Source organism: Desulfotruncus alcoholivorax DSM 16058 (assembly GCF_000430885.1).
In the GTDB taxonomy this organism is placed as follows: domain Bacteria; phylum Bacillota; class Desulfotomaculia; order Desulfotomaculales; family Desulfallaceae; genus Desulfotruncus; species Desulfotruncus alcoholivorax.
In genome coordinates this window covers 143384-163001 of the sequence record NZ_AUMW01000002.1, presented here as the reverse complement: position 1 = coordinate 163001, position 19618 = coordinate 143384, and the positions used below count along the sequence as shown (strand labels likewise).

Below are 19618 nucleotides of genomic sequence, written 5' to 3'. Positions count from 1 at the left end.
TATGAAGGGTACCATCATCAAGTCGTATGGCGGGTTCTTTTTCGTCCTGGTGGCGGACCGGGTGCTGAGGTGCAAAATTAGGGGCAGAATTCGTCAACATTACGGGCAGGTCCTGGTAGGTGATGAGGTCGGCCTCGAACTTGCCGCGGGTTCTGCCGGCTCAGCGGGCGAAGGGGTTATTACAGAAGTTTACCCAAGGAACTCGGAACTGGCCAGGCCGCCCGTGGCCAATGTTAACCAGGCGGTAATCATCTTTTCCGTTGATCATCCCAAACCAAACACGGTACTGCTGGACCGCTTCCTTTTACAGGCACACAAGGCGGGGATCGACCCGGTACTGTGCTTTAATAAAATGGACTTAATTGACTTTGGCGACCTCGGTTTTTTTAAGGATTACGAGCCTGCCGGCTATCCCATGGTTAAAGTAAGCGCTAAAAGCGGCCGGAATATAGAATTACTTGGTCAAGTTTTAAAGGGAAAAATATCAGTTCTGGCGGGACCCTCCGGGGTGGGAAAATCCAGCCTGCTCAACGCCCTGCAACCGGGAATACAATTAAAAACGGGTGATATCAGTCATAAGCTTAAACGGGGCAGGCATACGACCAGACACGTTGAATTAATACCGCTGGCCGGTGTTGGCATGGTTGCCGATACGCCCGGCTTTTCCAGTATCTACTTGCCTGCCATGCGCAAGGAGGAGTTGGCCGCCTGTTACCCGGAATTTAATGTTTACTCGGCAGGCTGCAGGTTTTCCGGCTGCCTGCATTACCGGGAGCCGGATTGTGCTGTCAAGGAAGCCGTAACCGGAGGGCTTATTTCGCTGTTGCGCTACCAACAATATACTATGCTGCTGCAAGAAGTGACGGAAGCGGAAAGGAGATACTAGCCTTGGTAAAAATAGCACCATCCATACTTTCGGCTGATTTCGCAACCCTTGGCGAACAGGTGCGCAAGGTGGAGACTGCCGGGGCGGAATTACTGCACATCGACGTGATGGACGGCCATTTCGTTCCCAATATAACCATCGGACCCCTGGTGGTGGAAGCACTGCGCCCGGTGTCCAACCTGATTTTTGACGTGCACCTGATGATTGAAAACCCGGACCTTTATATCATACAATTTGCCCGTGCCGGTGCCGGCATTATCACTGTGCATGCCGAAGCGTGCCCCCACCTGCACAGGACCGTACAATTAATCAAGGAAACAGGGGTGAAGGCTGGAGTTGCCCTTAACCCTTCAACGCCTCCGGATGTTTTGGAGTATGTCCTGGGACAGCTGGACCTGGTACTGGTAATGACGGTAAACCCTGGTTTTGGCGGCCAGAAATTTATCCGGGAGATGCTGCCTAAAATAAGTAAGATCAAAGCAATGCTGGAACAAATCCAATCAAATGCGCTATTGCAGGTTGACGGCGGGGTTAATGTGCATACCGCCAGGGATGTGGCAGCGGCCGGAGCTGACACGCTGGTTGCCGGTTCGGCTATTTTTGGAGCTGCAGACCCGGCCCGGGCGGTTCAAAAAATCAAGGAAGCGGCCTGTTGAAAAAATCTCTAAAAAAGTGTCAAAATATAGACTTTTTAGAGGAAAAAGAGGCAATACATATAATATACTTTAGTTAAAACCGAAAGTGGGTGATTACGTGCAAAACGAGGGCCAACTGGTCATTTTTGAACTGGCTGATCAACTGTACGCCCTTCCTATCCAGGAAACGCAGGAAATCATTAGGATGACGGATATAACTAAAGTTCCGAATACTAAACACTTTGTGGAGGGAATCATTAACCTTAGGGGCAGCATTGTCCCGGTTATTAACCTTAACCGGAGGTTGGGTTTGCCGGAAAAGGAATACGATGAATCCACCAGGATAATTGTAACCGAATTCAACGGGCAAAAAGTTGGCATGATCGTGGACAACGTACAGGAAGTGGGCAGGTACACCGGTGATGAGGTTGAACCTCCGGCAGTGGCCGGGGATAACGTTGACTACCTTAAAGGTGTGGTAAAAAAAGGAGAAGAGCTTTGGCTTCTTCTCAACCTGGGCAAAGTTATTTAACAATGTCGGCCGGCGTCCGGTTTTACGGTAACCGGCCTGTTTATTATTTACATGCAAGTCCAACTGGGTGATAAAAACATGCAAAGCGCCATTGAACTGCAAAAAAAAATAGCGGGCATCGACCGGAAGACCTACGGGGCCTATAAAATACTAATGGGTGACTATCAGTTTAATAATTTCACCTTGTTTATTGATCATGTGCAAAGCGATCCTTTTGCTCCCCCCAGCCGGATGCGGGTAAGGGTGCCCCAGCAACTGGCGGGTTTTCCCGGCCGGCTTTACCAAACAAGACCGGCCAGGGTGGCGGTTGAAGATTTTTTAACCAGGTGTTTTGGTGCCGTGGCCTGTGGCTACTGTGGTAAAAAAGGCACGGGCAAAAGCGGTTTGATCACAATAGACCGCTGCGGGCAGGAGATCCTGGAGCGGACGGCGATGGTTGTCAACGATGAATTCGTCGAGGCAAGGTTCTCAGTGGGACTGCCTGCCCGGGGCAGAACGATTACAGCCGGGGCAGCCGGGGACATCCTGCTTGAATATATCCCCGGTATTGTTAGGCAGGCCTTATTTTATAAAAGTGTTGACCCGAATAAGCTGAAAACCCGGGTTGAACTGGCCGAAGACCAGACGGCATTGAGAAATATGTTACATACCATGGGCCTGGTTGCTTTTGTAGCGGACGGCTCGGTACTGCCCCGTGAGAGCGGGGGCAGCGAGCTGCCGCTGCAGGGACCCGGGGTGGTCGGGTTTAAATCCCCGCCGGAATATAGGGTGAAGGTGAATCTTCCCCACCGGGGTGAAATTACCGGCATGGGCATCCCCAGAGGGATTACGTTGATCGTCGGTGGCGGCTACCACGGGAAGTCGACCCTGTTACGGGCCATCGAGCGGGGAGTATATAATCATGTGCCGGGTGACGGCAGGGAATTTGTCATTACCCTGCCCGATGCGGTGAAAATCCGGGCTGAAGACGGGCGCAGCGTTGCCGGGGTGGATATCAGCGGTTTTATCAATAACCTTCCCTTTGGCCGGGATACCGTTAATTTTTCGACTTCCAACGCCAGCGGCAGCACGTCGCAGGCCGCCAACATTATTGAAGCCTTAGAAATAGGGGCCCCTTTGCTGCTATTGGATGAAGATACCAGTGCAACCAATTTTATGATCAGGGACGCGAGAATGCAGCGTTTAGTGGCTAAGGAGAAGGAACCGATTACACCGTTTATTGACAGGGCCAGAGATTTACTGGATAATTTTAATACTTCCACTATTCTTGTTGTCGGCGGTTCGGGGGATTATTTCGAAGTGGCCGATCAGGTTATACTCATGGAAAATTACAGTCCCCGGGATGTAACCGCCCGGGCCAAACAAATATCCGCATCCAATCCATCCGGAAGGGTGAAGGAAGTCCCGGGACGGCTCGGCGGTATTCGGGAGCGGATACCTTTACCGGAATCTTTCAGACTTGAAAGCAGGGATAAAGTAAAGGCCCGGGGAATGGATGATATTCAGTTGGGCCGCCGGAATATCGAGCTGCAGTTCGTCGAGCAGTTGGTCGACCCCGGCCAGACAGCAGCCCTGGCTCTTATTATTAAGTATGCGGCACAAAAGTACATAAATGGCAAGGCAACATTAAACCAGGTGGTGCAAGCGGTGCTGCAAGACTTGGAAAAGGAGGGACTGGACATTATTTCGGCCTATAAGGGCCGGCACCCCGGTGATTACGCGTTACCCAGGAAATATGAAATTGCTGCAGCCATAAACAGGCTGCGCGGCCTGAAAGTTCAGCAAGCTTGATATCGAAATAATAATATCAAGGAGGAGTTGCTCGTGTTTGTCAAGGATTATATGAGCCCTTCACCAATTACCATAACAACCCAAACCCCGGTATTTGAGGCGCTGAATATAATGCGCAAAAGAAAAATCCATCAACTTCCCGTGCTAAACAGCCGCGGCAAGTTGGCCGGTCTTATTACCGAACTTGAGTTGCTTACGGTTTCTCCTTCACCGGCCTCAACTCTTAGCATTTATGAGATGAATTACCTGCTTTCCAAAATGACCGTTAAAGATGTACTGGCCAAAGAGCCGGTAATAGTTGAGCCATCCTGCACCATTGAAGAGGCCGCGCTAAAAATGCGTGAACACAGCATCAGGTGTCTTCTGGTGGTGGAGAACGATGAGCTTAAGGGAATCATAACTCAGACTGACGTATTTAACGCGCTGATCAGGACCTTCGGCCTCCACAAGGCAGGTGTCCGGATGGTACTGGAAATGGATGACAAGGTAGGAGCACTGGCCGATGTATTAAATATTGTTAAGGAACATGGCATAAATGTATTGGGGGTAGCCTGCAGGGATAAGGATGACAGCACCGTTCAGGTTATGCTCAGGCTAAGGGCGGCAAAGGTGGATGAATTGGAAAAAAGTCTGAACCAAAACGGTTTTCGCGTTGTATATGTAAGTTGAGCAATTGAAATGAATTAATTGCTGCCGAACACAACATTATAAAGAAGACTTGGTTCAGGTGGGGTTTTGACCCCATCTGTTGGGGACATACCTCGACCCAAAAGTTTGACCCATAAGCAGAGGTGTGTCCCCTGACCGCTGAACCTTAGTCGCACTTATTTCGAGCTTACAGCCTGTTAATCCCCATTAGTTGGGGACATTCCTGTCCCCAGAGAAATACCCAAGCTTCAGCAGGTGTGTCCCCTTTCTTTATGCGGGGCGGGGTTTTACAGGCTGTGCGAAGATAAATCAAAAAGGGTAGGGAAAAACTGATGCATGAAGAACAACCACAGGTCCACCTGGCCAGGTATATCACCATAGCTGTGGATATTGCAACCAGAATTGTTCGCGGTGAATACCGGATCGGGCAAAAAATTTTCGGCAGGTCTACCCTGGCGGGGAAATATAATGTTTCGCCGGAGACGATCAGAAGGGCGCTCACGTTGCTTCAAGAGAGAGGCATTGTTGATGTGATGCCCGGAGTGGGCGTGGTGGTGAAATCGGACCGGGCTGCTCGTGAATATCTTGCTGACTACAATCAAAAAAAGGTATTGCTGGACATACAGGAAAGGTTGAGTGAGCTATTAAAAGAAAGGGAAAAATTAAACTACGAAATAGATAAACTCACCAACCAGCTGCTGGATTACACCTTTAAAATGGCCGGACGCCTTCAAAAACTGGATGAAATAACCGTTCCGGACAACTCACCCCTGCTGGGCAGGTCCCTGGCCGAAACAGATTTCAGGGCCAGAACCGGCGCTACGGTGCTTTCAATATACCGCAACGGCCATGAGATCCTGTCCCCGGAAGCCAAAACAACCTTGCATGCCGGTGATGTGCTGATTGTTGTTGGAACTCCGGAATCTGCCAGAATGGTGGACCAAATGGTTAACGGTAACGAAATTGACGGGTAGCAGCCAAGAAATAAGAAATAAATGTATATTTTAGGTATGAATGGTCAATAATAACCCCAAACAACCTTGGGGGGTATAAAAATGGGTTTTAAGGACCTGGAAAAAAAAGCAAGGGACTACCGGAAATCCGCAGAAGACAAAAACAGGGAAGTGGAATCGGAATTAGCATCCTATGAAGATGAAGACAGCATAGAAGAATAAACAAATGGTCTGCCGTGTTGCAGCGAGGCTCCTAAGGCACTATTACATAGGGGTCTCGCTTTTTTTCTCAGCTTTTCCCAACCGTTTAGATATAATTTTTTACTATCAGGCAGTAAAAAACTTGTGATACTTTAAGTGTTGTAATATAATGAAAATAATATTTATTTAGAAAATTTAAAAAAGGAGGGGTGTTTTTTACTGTCTCTCACTAAGTAACTGCTCAATTAGCTTTCAAAATATAGATTTTTACCAAATAAATGAGGGGAGGAATTTTTTTAATGGTGCAAAAAAAAGTGGGGACCGGCTTGATACCGCCGCATGTGCAAAAATTTATCGACTGGGCTGCAGAGGATACGGAGGGTTTTTGGAATCATGCTGCAGAGCAGGCGATGAGCGAAATTAAGTGGTTTAAAAAGTGGGACCGGGCTTTTAAGTGGGACTACCCTACTTTTCAATGGTTTGTCGGTGGACAAACAAATATCAGTTATAGCTGCCTGGACTACAATATTGAAAAAGGACGGGCCGGCCGCACCGCCATTGTCGCCGAGTCGGGGGAGACCGGTGAAAGCAGGGCTGTTACCTATGCCCAGTTATTTGAACTGGTTAAACAATATGCAAGAGCGCTGCGTGGCCTGGGGGTCCAAAAGGGAGACCGCGTCGCCATTTACATGCCTACCGGTGTTGAGTCTGTGGCAACTATGCTCGCCTGCGCCAGGGTGGGAGCAATCCACGTAGTCATTTTTGCCGGTTTTTCCTCCAATGCTGTTGCCGACCGCCTGCAAATTTCCGGCGCCAAGTACGTGATTGCCCAGGATGAAGGGTCAAGACGCGGTAAGCCGGTGGAATTAAAGCCCATCGTAGACGAAGGAATTGCCAAGTGCCCGGCTGGCTCAATCCAAAAGGTCGTGGTGCTGAGAAAGAATCAGGCACGTGAATACCCCATGGCTTCGGGCCGGGATATTTACTGGGATGAGTTTCTGGCCGGCGGAGAAGGGCAAAGTGACGCCTGTGAAATTATGGACTCCAACGAGCCGCTGTTCCTGCTGCCCACCTCCGGGACCACCGCCAAGCCCAAGGTTACGGTACAGAAGCACGGCGGTTACCAGATTTATGTTTACAGTATGTCCAAGTGGATCTACGGCCTGCAGGAGAGCGATGTCTGGTTCTGCACTTCCGATATCGGCTGGATCGTCGGTCATAGCTATAACGTATACGGCCCGCTGATGAACGGCTGTACTACCGTGCTGTACGAGGGCACACCCGACTATCCGCGTAAGGATATGTGGTGGAGTGTGGCGTCCCGGAACAAAGCAACTGCATTGTGGCTGTCGCCTACCGGCGTAAGGGGACTGATGCGCCTTGGTACTGCCGAAGCGCGTAAACACGACCTCAGTTCCGTACAGAGAATCTTCTGCGCCGGCGAAGTTTTGAACCCGCCGGCCTGGTCGTGGCTGCAGGAAGAAGTGTTCGAAAACAAAATCCCCGTTATGGACCACATGTGGCAAACCGAAACCTCGGGGCCGATCTTCGCCAACCCGTATGGCTTGGGGATTATCCCCATCAAGCCGGGTTCTGCCCATATTCCCGTGCCGGGTGTGGTGGCGGAAGTTCTGGATGAAAAGGAGGGCAATGTGCTGCCGCCCAATGAAAAAGGCGTCGTGGTTATTAAAAAGCCCTTCCCGGGCCTGGTTTCCACCCTTTGGGGCGATGAAGAAGGTTACCTCTACAATTACTGGGAGCGCCTGCCCGTCACTAAAGGTAAATACCTCTGCGGCGATGCGGCTTACTTTGATGAGGACGGCTATATCTTCTTTGCCGGCCGCTCCGACGAAGTAATTAAGATTGCCGCCCACCGTATCGGCACCGTGGAAGTCGAAAGCGCCCTGATCTCCCACCCGGCCGTGGTGGAGGCCGGTGTTTCCGGTGTCCCCGATGAACTGAGGGGCGAAGTGGCCTGTGCTTTCGTGGTGCTGAAAGGCGGCTACGAGCCTTCCGAAGAATTGAAAAAGGAACTGATCACCCACGTCCGCAACACCATGGGCGCCATTGTCGTAATGAAAGATATTCAATTCGTCGGCACCCTGCCCAAGACCCGCAGCGGTAAAATTATGAGGCGGGTGATGAAGACCCTCTGGCTGGGCAATGATCTGGGCGACCTCTCCACCATTGAAGAAGAAGCTTCAATCGGCGAAATTAAGGAAGCTATCTCCAAAATGAAGGCGTAAGCTGCAATACTAATTCAATATCAGAAAAAGTTCTGCCGGCCTGGCAGGGCTTTTTCCTTACGGGGAAGCTTTTTCATTGTCTGCAGCTTTGCCCAGGGTGATAATCCGCCGGGATAAAAATTAGGGTTAAGGTTATAATAAGGCCGCCGTTTGATTGCACGGTGGCCTTATTATTTAGTTCGTTGGGGTGATAAAATTGGGCGATTGCAACCGTGAAGTCCCGCCACAGCAAAAGAAAGTCCTGCAGCCATTGTTATTACGTTTAATAAAAAAGTCTTTAAGAACCGGGAAAATAGCTTTAACCTGCCTGGTTATAATATTCAGTCCCTTTATTGTGTGGGTAATATTATCTCTCAACAGAGAACTTATTGTCATCATGGCCGACTGGGACTGGCTTTCATCAACCTTTCCCCTGTTGTTTCATGCCCTGGGCGAGCAGGTCAATACCCCCGCTTTTGCCAGGGGGTTCAACGAGGCTGCGCTCGGTGGGCTGTTAACCCTGTTCGGTGTAATCGTCACCGTATGGTATTACCAGATGGTGAGGGTTCAGGAGGTTACGGAAAAGAGGTTGTTTGTAATCGATGAAATATTGGAAGAATTAAAAAAGAACCGGGCCATAGTCACAGCTCTCAATGACGAAACCGGTGATCAACCATGCATTATGAATAACTCTCCTGGTGAGCCTATTTTTGTTACTGAAGCCTGGCACAAGCTTGGCGCGGACGTAGCACTTTTGCCCAGGCGCCTGCACCTGCGACTCAGTATTTTATACGGGTGCCTGAACAGGTGTAGGGATAAGAACGATTACCACAGAAACAAAGCATCCATCGACCGGATTAACGGGATTATTGCCGAACTGCATAAATTCAGGTCCAGTTTGAGTAAACCGGAGATAGCCTGATCCCATCAACATAAAACCTCTTTTAGTAGCTATTAATATTGACACTCTTTTTACATGTAACTATAATTAACATAAAAAAGGGCCTTCAGGGACTGGTGAAATTCCGTACCGGCGGTAAGGTTGATCCGAGCCCGCGAGCCCCAAGGGGTTGATCCGGTGTGAATCCGGAGCCGACAGTAAAGTCTGGATGGGAGAAGGTTGTTTAGGCGTATTGTCCGCAAGGAAGTGGTATGCCTTTATCTGTATGCTGCCCTGAAGATGCTGTTTCTTCAGGGTTTTCTAATGTTTTTTCAACTTCCGACTGCTAATGTGGGGAAGGTGATCAATTGGACGATAAAGATTTAAAATATATGGAGCTGGCGCTGGAGCTGGCCGCAAAAGCACTGGGGCGCACGAGCCCCAATCCCGTGGTGGGGGCTGTGGTGGTTAAGGACGGCCGGATTGTGGGTAAAGGGTATCATGCCCGGGCCGGCACGCCGCACGCGGAGATTCATGCCCTGCGAGAAGCAGGCGAAGACGCCGCAGGCGCAACTTTGTATGTGACTTTGGAGCCCTGTTGCCATCACGGCCGTACCGGTCCCTGCACGGACGCTGTTATCCGGGCCGGCATAAAAAGAGTTGTATTGGCCATGACCGACCCCAACCCGCTGGTGGCGGGCAAGGGGGCGCAAAAGCTGCGGGACGCCGGAATCGAAGTAGTCTGCGGGGTGCGGGAGGCTGAAGCGCGGAGGTTGAACGAGGTTTTTATTAAATATATTTCCACAGGTAGGCCTTACGTGGTTTTGAAAACAGCTATGAGTTTGGATGGCAAAATCGCCACTGCCGGCGGGGAATCAAAATGGATTACGGGACCCAGGGCCAGGGAGCACGTCCACCTGCTGAGGGACAGGTATGATGCCATTTTGGTGGGGATAGGGACGGTGCTCGCCGACGACCCGTCCCTAACCACCAGGCTTCCGGACAGAGAAGGCCGGGACCCGGTGCGGGTGATTCTTGACTCCGGGGCGGCTACCCCGCCGGGTGCCAAAATATTAACTCAAAACTCACAGGCACAAACCATTATCGTAACGACCGGTGAGGCACCGCCGGATAAAGTTAAACGACTGGAGAGGGCCGGAGCCGTGGTAATAAAAGTGCCCGGCCATGACGAAGGCGTATCCCTGCCGGACACGTTGCGGGAACTGGCCGGGCGCGAAATAACCAGCGTGCTGGTCGAAGGCGGCGCCCGGGTCAACGGCTCCTTTATCAAGGAGAAGCTGGTGGATAAGGTATATTGGTATATTGCGCCGAAAATAATTGGCGGCGGCATGGCGCCTGGCCCGGTGGGCGGGCCGGGTATACAAGTTTTAAATGATGCCTTGCAGGTCGAAAACATTGAGGTTTACAATTTGGGAAATGATATTTGTATAGAAGGCTATATTTCCAAGGGTGGTTCAAAGGGTGGTCCAAAATGTTCACAGGGTTAGTTGAAGAAAAAGGCAGGTTGATTTCCATCCGCCGGGGGGCCGACTCGGCCAAGCTGAAAGTCAGCGCCGGGGTGATTATGGACGGGCTCCGGCTGGGGGACAGTATCGCTGTCAATGGCGTATGCCTGACAGTAACTTCTTTTAGCCGGGGACAGTTCGAAGCCGATGTAATGGCGGAAACACTGGCTAAAACCAACCTTGGAGAGCTGCAGCCCGGTGACCGGGTCAACTTGGAGAGGGCTTTAAGGCTCGGCGACCGCCTGGGCGGCCACCTTGTTTCGGGACATATCGACGGAATAGGCACCATACTTGGAATGGAAAAACACGATATTGCCACTGTCGTAACCATTGGCGCGCCCCCCGAAGTTATGAGATACATCATTAAAAAAGGATCCGTGGCCATTGACGGTACCAGCCTTACAGTTGTGGACTTTAACGAGGGAAGTTTCCGGGTTTCACTGATCCCCCATACCGCCCAAGCCACCGTGCTTGGTGAAAAAAAACCGGGCGACCGGGTCAATTTGGAAGGCGACATGATCGGCAAATACGTGGAGCGCTGGCTGGGCATGAAGAATGAAAATATAAATGAAGCCGGAGCTAAAACAGGCGGTGGGCTGACCGCTGACTTTTTAGCCCGGCACGGGTTTATGTAATTTATAGATAAGATAATAAGAGGGAAGGATGAAGCAACATGACATTCTGTACTATCGAGCAGGCAATCGAGGATATCAGGCAAGGTAAAATTTTGGTTGTAGTGGATGACGAGGACCGGGAAAACGAAGGCGACCTGATTATGGCCGCGGAAAAGGTCACCCCTGAGGCTATTAATTTTATGGCCACATACGGCAGGGGTTTGGTTTGTATGCCTATCGTCGGCTCCAGGCTGGATGAACTTGATCTCCCTGCTATGGTTACCCACAACACCGACCCTCACGGCACAGCTTTCACCGTGTCGGTGGACCACAAGGACACCACCACCGGGATATCGGCCCACGAGCGGGCGGCCACCGTACGGGCCATCCTTGACCGCAATACCCGTCCCGAAGACCTCAGGCGACCGGGCCATATTTTCCCGCTGCGGGCTAAAGAAGGCGGGGTGCTGCGCCGGGCCGGCCACACCGAGGCCGCCGTTGATTTGACCCGGATGGCGGGAATGTACCCCGCCGGGGTAATTTGTGAAATTATGAAAGACGACGGGACCATGGCCAGGGTGCCTGAATTGATTGAATTCTGTAAAACCCATGGTTTAAAAATGGTCACCATTGCCGATTTAATTGAATACCGCCGTCGCCATGAAAAGTTGATCCGCAGGATTGAAGCCGCCAAACTGCCTACCAAATATGGTAATTTTACAGCCATTGCCTATGAGAGCCTGCTGGATAAAAAAGAGCATATCGCTCTGGTCAAGGGCGACCTGTCCGGTGTTGAGGCGCCTCTGGTCCGGGTGCACTCCGAGTGCCTGACCGGAGATGTATTCGGTTCGTCCCGCTGCGACTGCGGCGACCAGTTGGCCCGGGCGCTGGAAATGATTGAGCATGAAGGTGCAGGCGTGCTGCTGTATATGAGGCAGGAAGGCAGGGGTATCGGCCTGATGAACAAGATCCGGGCTTATAAATTGCAAGATGAAGGGAAGGATACGGTGGAGGCCAACGAAGCCCTGGGTTTTCCCGCTGACCTGCGTGATTATGGCATAGGCGCCCAAATCCTGGTGGACCTGGGGCTGAAAAAGATCCGGCTGATGACCAATAACCCCAGAAAAATTGCCGGTTTGGAAGGGCACGGTTTAAAGGTTGCCGGCAGGGTTCCCATTGAAATCTGCCCCGGTAAAGATAATAAATTTTACCTCAGCACCAAGAAGCGCAAACTTGGCCACCTGCTTTCAATAGCAGAGAAATAATCGAAGAAAAGCTAGGAGTCAGGAGACAGAAGACAGGAGTCAGGAGACAGAATGAGGGAACCGGAAAATAAATAACGGGAACGCCTATAAGAGAATGGTTTTCAGTTTGTAGTATTTTTGAATTCTGACTACTGAATTCTGAATACCTACAATAAGGGAGAGGATTTAGTTGGTAAAATATTACGAAGGAAATTTAATTGGGGAGGGCCTGAGGTTTGGGCTGGTAGTCGGGCGTTTCAATGAATTCATCACCCAAAAACTGCTGTCCGGCGCTATTGACGCGCTCAGCCGCCACGGTGTGGCCGACCGGAACATTGAGGTGGCCTGGGTTCCCGGCGCTTTTGAAATCCCCATGGTGGCCCGCCATATGGTGGACAAGGCCTGCTATGACGCGGTGATCTGCCTGGGAGCGGTTATACGCGGCGCAACACCTCATTTTGATTATGTGGCAGGAGAAGTTGCCAAGGGTATTGCCAAGGTCGGACTGGATACCGGCAAGCCGGTGATTTTCGGCGTAATAACAGCCGACACCATTGAGCAGGCTATTGAAAGAGCCGGTACCAAGGCGGGTAATAAAGGCTGGGATGCGGCGGTAACGGCTATTGAAATGGCCAACCTGGTCCGGTCACTGGGTGCCTGATTCGCCGGAACATAAATACGGGAGGACTATATGAATAAAAGGACTGTGCAAGACTTGGCGGAAGTGGCGGCCTTCCGGGTTTCCGGTCAGCGGCTCTTTTCGGCCACCCACGAGGAAATCATCTCCGGCTTGACCACTGATATATATTTTATTCGCACGAGAGAGATATTGCGTCATCTGGGGCTGGACCGTACCAGGGTTACCGCTGAAATTTTTGCCGGCAGGCCCGGCGTTCTCGCTGGCATAGCAGAAGCGAAAGTATTGCTTGACGGTTTACCGGTAGAAGTTTGGGCGCTGCCTGAAGGAGCGGAATTTAAGGAAAAACAGGTAATTATGCGGATAACCGGTGCTTACGACGACTTTGGCATCCATGAGACCTCCCTGCTGGGTATACTGGCCAGTTCCAGCGGGTGGGCCACCGCGGCCAGAAGATGCCGGGAGGCTGCCGGGGAACACAGAATGATTAGTTTCGGCGCGCGCCATGTGCACCCGGCTGTGGCCCCTGTGATGGAGAGGGCCGCCATTATCGGCGGGGCGGATGGCGCCAGCTGTATCCTGGGCGCCAAACTGGCCGGGCAGAATCCTTCCGGCACGGTTCCCCATGCCGTGATGCTGATCGTGGGCGATACGCTGGAAGTAGCCCGGACCTACCGGAGGATCATGCCCCCGGATGCGCCTGTAATTATATTAGTTGATACATTTAAGGATGAAGCCGAGGAGGCATTGCGGGTGGCTGACAACCTGGGTGAAAAATTACAGGGCATCAGGCTGGATACGCCCAGCGAGCGGGGTGGCGTAACACCGGGGCTGGTTAAGGAAGTAAAAGCCAGGCTGCGGCAGGCCGGCCACAAACACGTGCGGGTTTTTGTCTCCGGCGGCATTACGCCGGAACGAATTACTTTACTGATTGAAGCGGGTGCCGATGCCTTCGGTGTGGGGAGTTACATCTCCGGGGCCCCTGCTATCGATATGACCATGGATATTAAAGAAATCGACGGCCGCCCGGTGGCAAAGCGGGGCAGGATCCCCGGGATGACCGAATCGGCCGGCCTGGAAAGAATACTGTAAAAAACCTGATAAAAAGCAAAAACGGCTTTAATGCCGTTTTGTTTTATATAGCCCTTTGCACCTTGCCGCTCCGGAGGCATCTGGTGCAAACCATTATCCTGCGGGGTGTGCCGTCAACTATAGCTTTTACCCTTTGCAGGTTTGGAGCCCAAGTTTTCTTGGTACGGATATGAGAGTGGCTGACTTTCATTCCAACAACTACACCCTTACCGCAAATTTCGCATTTTCTGGCCAAGGTTAACACCTCCTTTTCAGCAACACTTTATTATTTTAGCAGATATCATCAGGCTGTGCAACCGAAGGTTTGGATATATTGGAGTGTTCAACCGTAAATTATCGGGACGCGGGAGAGATGCGGGGAAAAGGACACGGTATGAAAAAGGTAGAAATATAACAATATACAGAAAAACTGGAGGAAAAGCAATGGAAAAAATCATTGTGGAAGTAATCAGCTCGGCCTGTGGCCACTACCAGTCCGGGGACAGGATTTTTATCAATGGTGCATTGATTGATAAGGAAAGAAGCGGGAATATCTGCCTGATGGCCCTGCAGGCCATATTCCCCTATATATTTGCTTTTAGAAAAGGGGTAACCCCCCAACAAATGGGTTTTCAAGAAAAAATTCAGGTGCAGTGTCCCGATTACTGTGGGCCGACTGTTTTTGAGCTCAAGCGGGAAGAATAAGGGCTTGGTTGCCAAAGTCAAACCACTCCTGCTTTTTGCAACTCCCGGTACATAAACTGGCAGGCCCGGGGAGTCCTGGCCAGCCGGGCCGAGGCCTGCTCGTAATTCAGTTTTTGCCGCCCCACCAGCAGTGCCAATCGGTAGAGCTCGGCCTCACTCCAGGCATGCTTGGTTTTGCGCCTGGGCCTGGAGTTAAAGGCAACGATCCTTTGCCGCAATAACTCGTCATGGAGCTTATCCGACTCTGCCGGCTGGCCGGGGCGTGAAAACTGCGCCCCGTCTTCCGCAGTATGGCGGCCGGTTTCCCGGCCGTCAGATAGCTTGTCCCAGTATGCCGGGAGGTTATTTTCCAGCACCTGACCGGTCTGGATGTCCACTTGAACCAGTAAATCCATTTTATCACCCCTTTTTAACTCACCCGCCGGTTAATTACAACTATTCGGCTTGTTGCTTAGGTTCTGTGCCTGTTTACAGGCAGCGTAATTATATGTCATTTGATCACAAAATGAGAGCATTTGGCTCAAAAAAATATCATCAATTTTTCCTTCTCACTTAAATACCTCTTTTAATTTCAAAACGTGAGTGATTTGAATATATTTTAATCACAAATTGCAAGCATGTCAAGTAAAAATATGGCAATGTATCACTATTAGTGAGCAATGATCTAACCTGGGAATGCGGTACTATAAATAATGGTTTAATGTGGTATTATTAAAGTGTGGTGGTTAAAAATGGAGTTAAAAGGATTGCCTAAAAATTTGAGGATATGCCGGGATAAAACCGGGCTTAGCCAAAGGGAGCTGGCCAAGCTATTAAAAATCGCTCCCAGTACCTTGGCCATGTACGAAACCGGCCGGCGCGCGCCGGATTATGCAACCCTGGAGCGTATGGCCAATTTTTTTGGTGTTTCCGTTGATTATTTGCTGGACCGGGACGAAAGAAAGTTGGACCTGCTGCACGTGCTGGAAGATGCCAATACAGAGATCACTGCCGGTGACAAGTCCCTGAGCAGGGAACAGCGCCTGGCCGTGCTGCGTGCCCTGGACGGTGCGCCGGCTGTACCTGGCCCTGAAATACCGGTTTTGGGCCGGATAAAAGCGGGCATTCCTTTGCTTTCCGAGCAAAACATCACCGGATATCTTGAGGTCCCTTCGGATTTGGCCGGTTACGTCGACTTTGCTTTGAAGGTAGTGGGGGACAGTATGATCGGCGCCGGTATCAGTGAAGGGGATATCGTCCTCTGCAAAGAAGACAAAAACCCGTATCCGGGGCAAATTGTCATAGTGCTTTTAAATAATTATGAAACCACGTTAAAATTTTTCGTCAAAGAAAACGGCCAGCCCTATTTAAGGGCGGCTAATCCAAACTATCAAGATATTGCGCTCCGGCCCGGAGACCAAATCCAGGGCCGGGTGGTACGGGTATGGAAAGACGCTCCCACGTTAAACGCTTACCGTGAATACATATACCTTAGTGAAGAAACCAAGCTGGAATGGAATGACGTAATTGAAAAAGCCATAGCCAACGGCGTTAAGCCATCGGCGCTGCGGGAGATTATCAACATGCAATTGGAATTTGCCAAAAGGTTGGCAGGTAAGTAACAATTGCGCTTAACCGCCGAACGGGGTGCTGGAAACAGCACCCTGATTATTTGCCGCAAATGGCTCAGCCAAAAGGTATTAAACGTATATATTACTTGACAAAAACCTTAACTTGATTAATACTTTACTGTGTAAATTATTTAGGCAGTAAATAATTTTGGTAATGCACCTATCCGAAAGAAAAGAGATGGTTGAATGGAGGCAAATCCAAGACGTAATATTTTACTGTTAGGGCTTATTTTAGGGATGTTTTTTTCTTCGCTGGACCAAACGGTTGTAGGTACCGCCATGCCAAGAATTATTGGAGAATTGGGCGGTTTGGACATTCTAACCTGGGTAACCACCGCTTATATGCTGTCATCAACCACCGTCGTGCCCATTGCCGGAAAATTGGCTGACTTATACGGCAGGCGCATACTATATGTTTCTGGTATTTTTCTGTTCATGCTCGGCTCTGCCATGTGCGGCACCAGCGAGAGCATGACCCAGTTAATTCTGTACCGCGGGTTGCAGGGACTGGGCGGCGGCATTATGATGCCAATGGCCATGACCATCGTAGGTGATATTTTTCCGCCGGAAAAGCGGGGCAAATGGCAGGGGGTTATGGGTGCGCTTTTTGGGCTCTCTTCGGTCATCGGCCCTACTATTGGCGGCTGGATTGTAGATCATAGCTCCTGGCGCTGGGTCTTTTATATCAACCTGCCGGTTGGCATCCTGGCCGCAATTACGATATTCACCGGTCTGCAGGGCGAAAAGCGTTTCAAGGATAAGGTGGTTATCGACTATTGGGGAGCCGTAACACTGGTGGTTGGAGTTGTGTCCCTTTTGCTGGGCCTGAGTATCGGGGGTAAGGATTATCCCTGGGGCTCCTGGCAAATCATAGGCTTGTTAAGCACGGCGTTGGTGTTCTTGCTGGCCTTTATGTTCGTGGAAAAAAAGGCACCGGAGCCGATTTTGAGCCTGAACCTGTTTAAGAACAGGGTTTTTGCGGTAACGAACATGGTCGGCTTTTTAATGGGCCTGGGCATGTTTGGCGCGATTATGTTTTTACCGCTGTTTTTGCAGGGAGTTATCGGGGTTAGCGCAACCAGGTCAGGAAATACTATGATTCCCATGATGTTTGCCATGATGATCACCAGTATTTTCGGCGGTCAAATCATCACCAAAATAAAGTTTCGCACCCAGCTTGCAACCGGCATGACGATTATGGCCGTGGGTTTTTACCTGTTAAGCACGATGACGGTGCACACCACCCAGCTTGGCGCGATTATCAATATTGTAGTTTTGGGTATCGGCATGGGCCTGGTCATGCCAACCCTGACCATTGCCGTCCAGCAGGCGTTCCCGCCGGAGCAGCGTGGGGTTGCCACCTCGGCGACCCAGTTTTTCCGCAGCATCGGCGGCACACTGGGCATGACGGTGTTGGGAGTGGTTATGAATCACCGCTCAATTGCCATGCTGCAGGAAAAATTCTTCCCGGTGGCGCAAAATATCCCGGGGCTGCAAACCGGGCCGCTGGCGGGGATGATGGCCAAAATGAAAACCGACCCGCAGGGTTTATTCAATGCCCTTTTGAGCCCGGATGCCCTTAAAAACATCCCCCCACAGCTGCAGCAAATTATGCTGCCGCCTTTAAAGGCTGCACTGGCGGACTCTCTACAGCTGGTTTTTCTGGTTGCCATGTGTGTTGTGGTAGTTGGGGTAATCGCCAGTCTCTTGATGGGTGAGGCGCGGGTGGAAAAGAAAGAGGCCGGCAACAAAGTGGTAATGAAGAGTGCCGACGAACTCACTTAATCTTTCATCAAGCCGGCCGGCTTTGGTATTGTAATCCGGATTGCAATCCGGAAAGATAATTCTGCCTTATAGACGGCATGATGCCAGCATAAAAGCATAACAACGCACGCTTGGTTGAAACTGATCTAATCGTGCGTTTTTTTATATTTAACTGATCACTTGATTGATCGCTTGATCACTGTAACCGGCAGTGTTAACTTTAAACCGGCCGGAAAGTCTTTTGTGTTTTAGGTCCAAAAAATTTAGCGAGGTGATAGGGATAATGGAAGAAATGATGAAACTGGCAGCCAACTATGGTTTTCCGATGGTGGTGGCGGGGTACCTGTTGGTAAGGCTGGAACCGTTGATTAAGGAGTTGCAAAAGTCCATTAGTTTGCTGACGCTGGTGGTGGCCAGAGAGTCGGATGCGGATGTGGAACAACTGCGGCAAATAGTGGAGGGAGGGCGCTGATGCCGGCCCCGGTCGATAGAGGTGCGCCGGTTTGCGAGTTGCAGCGGCGGCTGGCCGCGGCCGGCTTTGACCCGGGCCCGGCGGACGGGGTATACGGGCCGCGCACCCGCCGGGCGATTATGCAACTGCAACAGACTTGCAGGCTGGCGGCAGACGGCATAGCCGGGACAAATACATTAAAGGCACTGGCATTACTCCTGCCCCACCGGCCGGAGCCCGGACGACGCCTCAGCCCGCACTTTAAAGAAGAGGAATTCGCCTGCCGCTGCTGCGGTATGGTCCGGGTTAACAGCTACCTGGTGGAAAAGCTGGAGCAGTTGCGCGCCCGCTTGGGCGGCCGCCCGGTGACCATCACCTCCGGCTACCGCTGCCCGGCCCACAACCAGGCCGTTGGCGGCGCACGGCTAAGCCAGCACCTGCTGGGCAATGCGGCGGATATTATCATCAGGGACATTCCCCCGGGAAAAGTTGCTGCCGCTGCCGGTGAATTTGGTTTTCCGGGCGTGGGGCAGTATTCCGGATTTACTCATGTTGATGTAAGGCCGGGCAACCCCGCCAGGTGGAGCGGGGCCGTTTAAACGCTTTCCAGCGCTGCCTTAAATATTGCCAGACCTTCGTCAACAACTGACTTGCCGATATTCAGTGGAGTGATAAATCTAATACAATTTTTGTAGACACCGCAGTTGTGGCCCCCTCACCCCGCTCCATAATTATTTGCGTAGACCTCGCCAGGGCCGGTGATAAATGCTTTTTACCTTGATTTAACATTTCCATGTCTACCATGCCGGACTCTCCTTTCAAATTTACTAGCAGCAATTGAATAGGAACGTACATTATATATTGTTACTTTATGAGTTAATCCTCAAAATTATCTGCACTGTTAATAAAAAAAGGGATTGCTGCGTTGTTGCTCAAATGAGATTGGCATTAAATATTTGTTTTGTAACCCATTGTTGAACTTGGCTAAAATTTGGGGCAAAATCTTGTGCATTTTCCACAAAGGGATCCGTATCGCATACTCTGAATAATATACATTTATCAACAGGATTGACTCAGAGGATTGACTCAGGATTGATTTTGCCCAAATTCATGTTTTAAAATTTGATTCTAATTAAAATGCAACAAACGTTTCAGATAATACCTGTTGATAATACTGTATACAAGCATAATCAAATGGGGGTAGTTGATTTCGATTTCTGAAAATTACGATTATATAGGGGGTGA

Annotated in this window: 20 protein-coding genes and 1 riboswitch; of the genes, 18 read left to right on the top strand and 2 right to left on the bottom strand. The window is 50.7% G+C overall.

What is annotated here, in order from left to right; genetic code table 11:
- The first annotated feature begins 1 nt into the window (after window position 1).
- The 13 genes from rsgA (at window position 2) to H569_RS0102060 (ending at window position 13864) form a co-directional block, all read left to right on the top strand.
- The gene (gene rsgA / locus H569_RS0102135; RefSeq protein WP_027363620.1) at window positions 2-886 is read left to right on the top strand and encodes a ribosome small subunit-dependent GTPase A; all 885 of its coding nucleotides are present in this window, start codon (window positions 2-4) and stop codon (window positions 884-886) included.
- A gap of 2 nt (window positions 887-888) precedes the next feature.
- A complete protein-coding gene (gene rpe / locus H569_RS0102130; RefSeq protein WP_027363619.1) occupies window positions 889-1542 on the top strand; it encodes a ribulose-phosphate 3-epimerase in 654 nt (217 codons plus the stop codon).
- 97 nt (window positions 1543-1639) lie between these two features.
- Entirely contained in the window at window positions 1640-2053 is a 414-nt protein-coding gene (locus H569_RS0102125; RefSeq protein WP_034629192.1) for a chemotaxis protein CheW, read from the top strand.
- A gap of 78 nt (window positions 2054-2131) precedes the next feature.
- A complete protein-coding gene (locus H569_RS0102120; RefSeq protein ID WP_027363617.1) occupies window positions 2132-3844 on the top strand; it encodes an ABC-ATPase domain-containing protein in 1713 nt (570 codons plus the stop codon).
- Window positions 3845-3877: 33 nt separating this feature from the next.
- Window positions 3878-4513 carry a CBS and ACT domain-containing protein gene (locus H569_RS0102115; protein ID WP_027363616.1) on the top strand — a complete coding sequence of 212 codons (636 nt, stop codon included), beginning with the start codon at window positions 3878-3880 and terminating at the stop codon, window positions 4511-4513.
- Window positions 4514-4824: 311 nt separating this feature from the next.
- The gene (locus tag H569_RS18945; RefSeq protein ID WP_051273134.1) at window positions 4825-5466 is read left to right on the top strand and encodes a TrkA C-terminal domain-containing protein; all 642 of its coding nucleotides are present in this window, start codon (window positions 4825-4827) and stop codon (window positions 5464-5466) included.
- Window positions 5467-5945: 479 nt separating this feature from the next.
- On the top strand, window positions 5946-7892 hold the full coding sequence (locus H569_RS0102100) for an acetate--CoA ligase (protein WP_027363615.1): 1947 nt from the start codon (window positions 5946-5948) through the stop codon (window positions 7890-7892).
- A gap of 196 nt (window positions 7893-8088) precedes the next feature.
- Window positions 8089-8793, top strand: coding sequence for a hypothetical protein (locus H569_RS0102090; RefSeq protein WP_034629189.1), 705 nt, complete (start codon window positions 8089-8091; stop codon window positions 8791-8793).
- A 77-nt stretch (window positions 8794-8870) separates the two neighbouring features.
- Window positions 8871-8996: riboswitch (FMN riboswitch) on the top strand.
- A 123-nt stretch (window positions 8997-9119) separates the two neighbouring features.
- Complete coding sequence (gene ribD / locus H569_RS0102080) at window positions 9120-10259, top strand: bifunctional diaminohydroxyphosphoribosylaminopyrimidine deaminase/5-amino-6-(5-phosphoribosylamino)uracil reductase RibD (RefSeq protein WP_027363613.1); 1140 nt, start codon at window positions 9120-9122, stop codon at window positions 10257-10259.
- On the top strand, window positions 10244-10912 hold the full coding sequence (locus H569_RS0102075) for a riboflavin synthase (RefSeq protein WP_027363612.1): 669 nt from the start codon (window positions 10244-10246) through the stop codon (window positions 10910-10912). Before ribD ends, H569_RS0102075 begins: the two co-directional genes overlap by 16 nt.
- A 38-nt stretch (window positions 10913-10950) precedes the next feature.
- The gene (locus H569_RS0102070; protein ID WP_027363611.1) at window positions 10951-12156 is read left to right on the top strand and encodes a bifunctional 3,4-dihydroxy-2-butanone-4-phosphate synthase/GTP cyclohydrolase II; all 1206 of its coding nucleotides are present in this window, start codon (window positions 10951-10953) and stop codon (window positions 12154-12156) included.
- 169 nt (window positions 12157-12325) lie between these two features.
- Window positions 12326-12796, top strand: coding sequence for a 6,7-dimethyl-8-ribityllumazine synthase (gene ribH / locus H569_RS0102065; RefSeq protein WP_027363610.1), 471 nt, complete (start codon window positions 12326-12328; stop codon window positions 12794-12796).
- 30 nt (window positions 12797-12826) lie between these two features.
- Window positions 12827-13864 carry a nicotinate phosphoribosyltransferase gene (locus H569_RS0102060; protein WP_027363609.1) on the top strand — a complete coding sequence of 346 codons (1038 nt, stop codon included), beginning with the start codon at window positions 12827-12829 and terminating at the stop codon, window positions 13862-13864.
- A 43-nt stretch (window positions 13865-13907) separates the two neighbouring features.
- On the opposite strand, the gene rpmB is transcribed toward H569_RS0102060, so the two are convergent.
- Window positions 13908-14099, bottom strand: coding sequence for a 50S ribosomal protein L28 (gene rpmB, locus H569_RS0102055; RefSeq protein ID WP_027363608.1), 192 nt, complete (start codon window positions 14097-14099; stop codon window positions 13908-13910).
- A gap of 188 nt (window positions 14100-14287) precedes the next feature.
- On the opposite strand from rpmB, the gene H569_RS0102050 reads away from it, so the two are divergent.
- Window positions 14288-14548 carry a TIGR04076 family protein gene (locus tag H569_RS0102050; protein WP_027363607.1) on the top strand — a complete coding sequence of 87 codons (261 nt, stop codon included), beginning with the start codon at window positions 14288-14290 and terminating at the stop codon, window positions 14546-14548.
- A gap of 17 nt (window positions 14549-14565) precedes the next feature.
- On the opposite strand, the gene H569_RS0102045 is transcribed toward H569_RS0102050, so the two are convergent.
- Complete coding sequence (locus H569_RS0102045) at window positions 14566-14943, bottom strand: hypothetical protein (RefSeq protein ID WP_027363606.1); 378 nt, start codon at window positions 14941-14943, stop codon at window positions 14566-14568.
- 351 nt (window positions 14944-15294) lie between these two features.
- On the opposite strand from H569_RS0102045, the gene H569_RS21145 reads away from it, so the two are divergent.
- The 4 genes from H569_RS21145 to H569_RS0102015 all read left to right on the top strand — a co-directional run bounded on the left by H569_RS21145 (window position 15295) and on the right by H569_RS0102015 (window position 18972).
- Window positions 15295-16149: a helix-turn-helix domain-containing protein gene (locus H569_RS21145; RefSeq protein WP_169726438.1), complete on the top strand. Its 855-nt coding sequence runs from the start codon at window positions 15295-15297 to the stop codon at window positions 16147-16149.
- 195 nt (window positions 16150-16344) lie between these two features.
- Window positions 16345-17943: an MDR family MFS transporter gene (locus H569_RS0102025; protein ID WP_027363605.1), complete on the top strand. Its 1599-nt coding sequence runs from the start codon at window positions 16345-16347 to the stop codon at window positions 17941-17943.
- Window positions 17944-18205: 262 nt separating this feature from the next.
- A complete protein-coding gene (locus H569_RS0102020) occupies window positions 18206-18394 on the top strand; it encodes a YvrJ family protein (RefSeq protein ID WP_027363604.1) in 189 nt (62 codons plus the stop codon).
- Window positions 18394-18972 (top strand): D-Ala-D-Ala carboxypeptidase family metallohydrolase, encoded by a 579-nt coding sequence (locus H569_RS0102015; protein WP_238492442.1) that lies wholly within the window; start codon window positions 18394-18396, stop codon window positions 18970-18972. Before H569_RS0102020 ends, H569_RS0102015 begins: the two co-directional genes overlap by 1 nt.
- The last annotated feature ends 646 nt before the right edge of the window (window positions 18973-19618 follow it).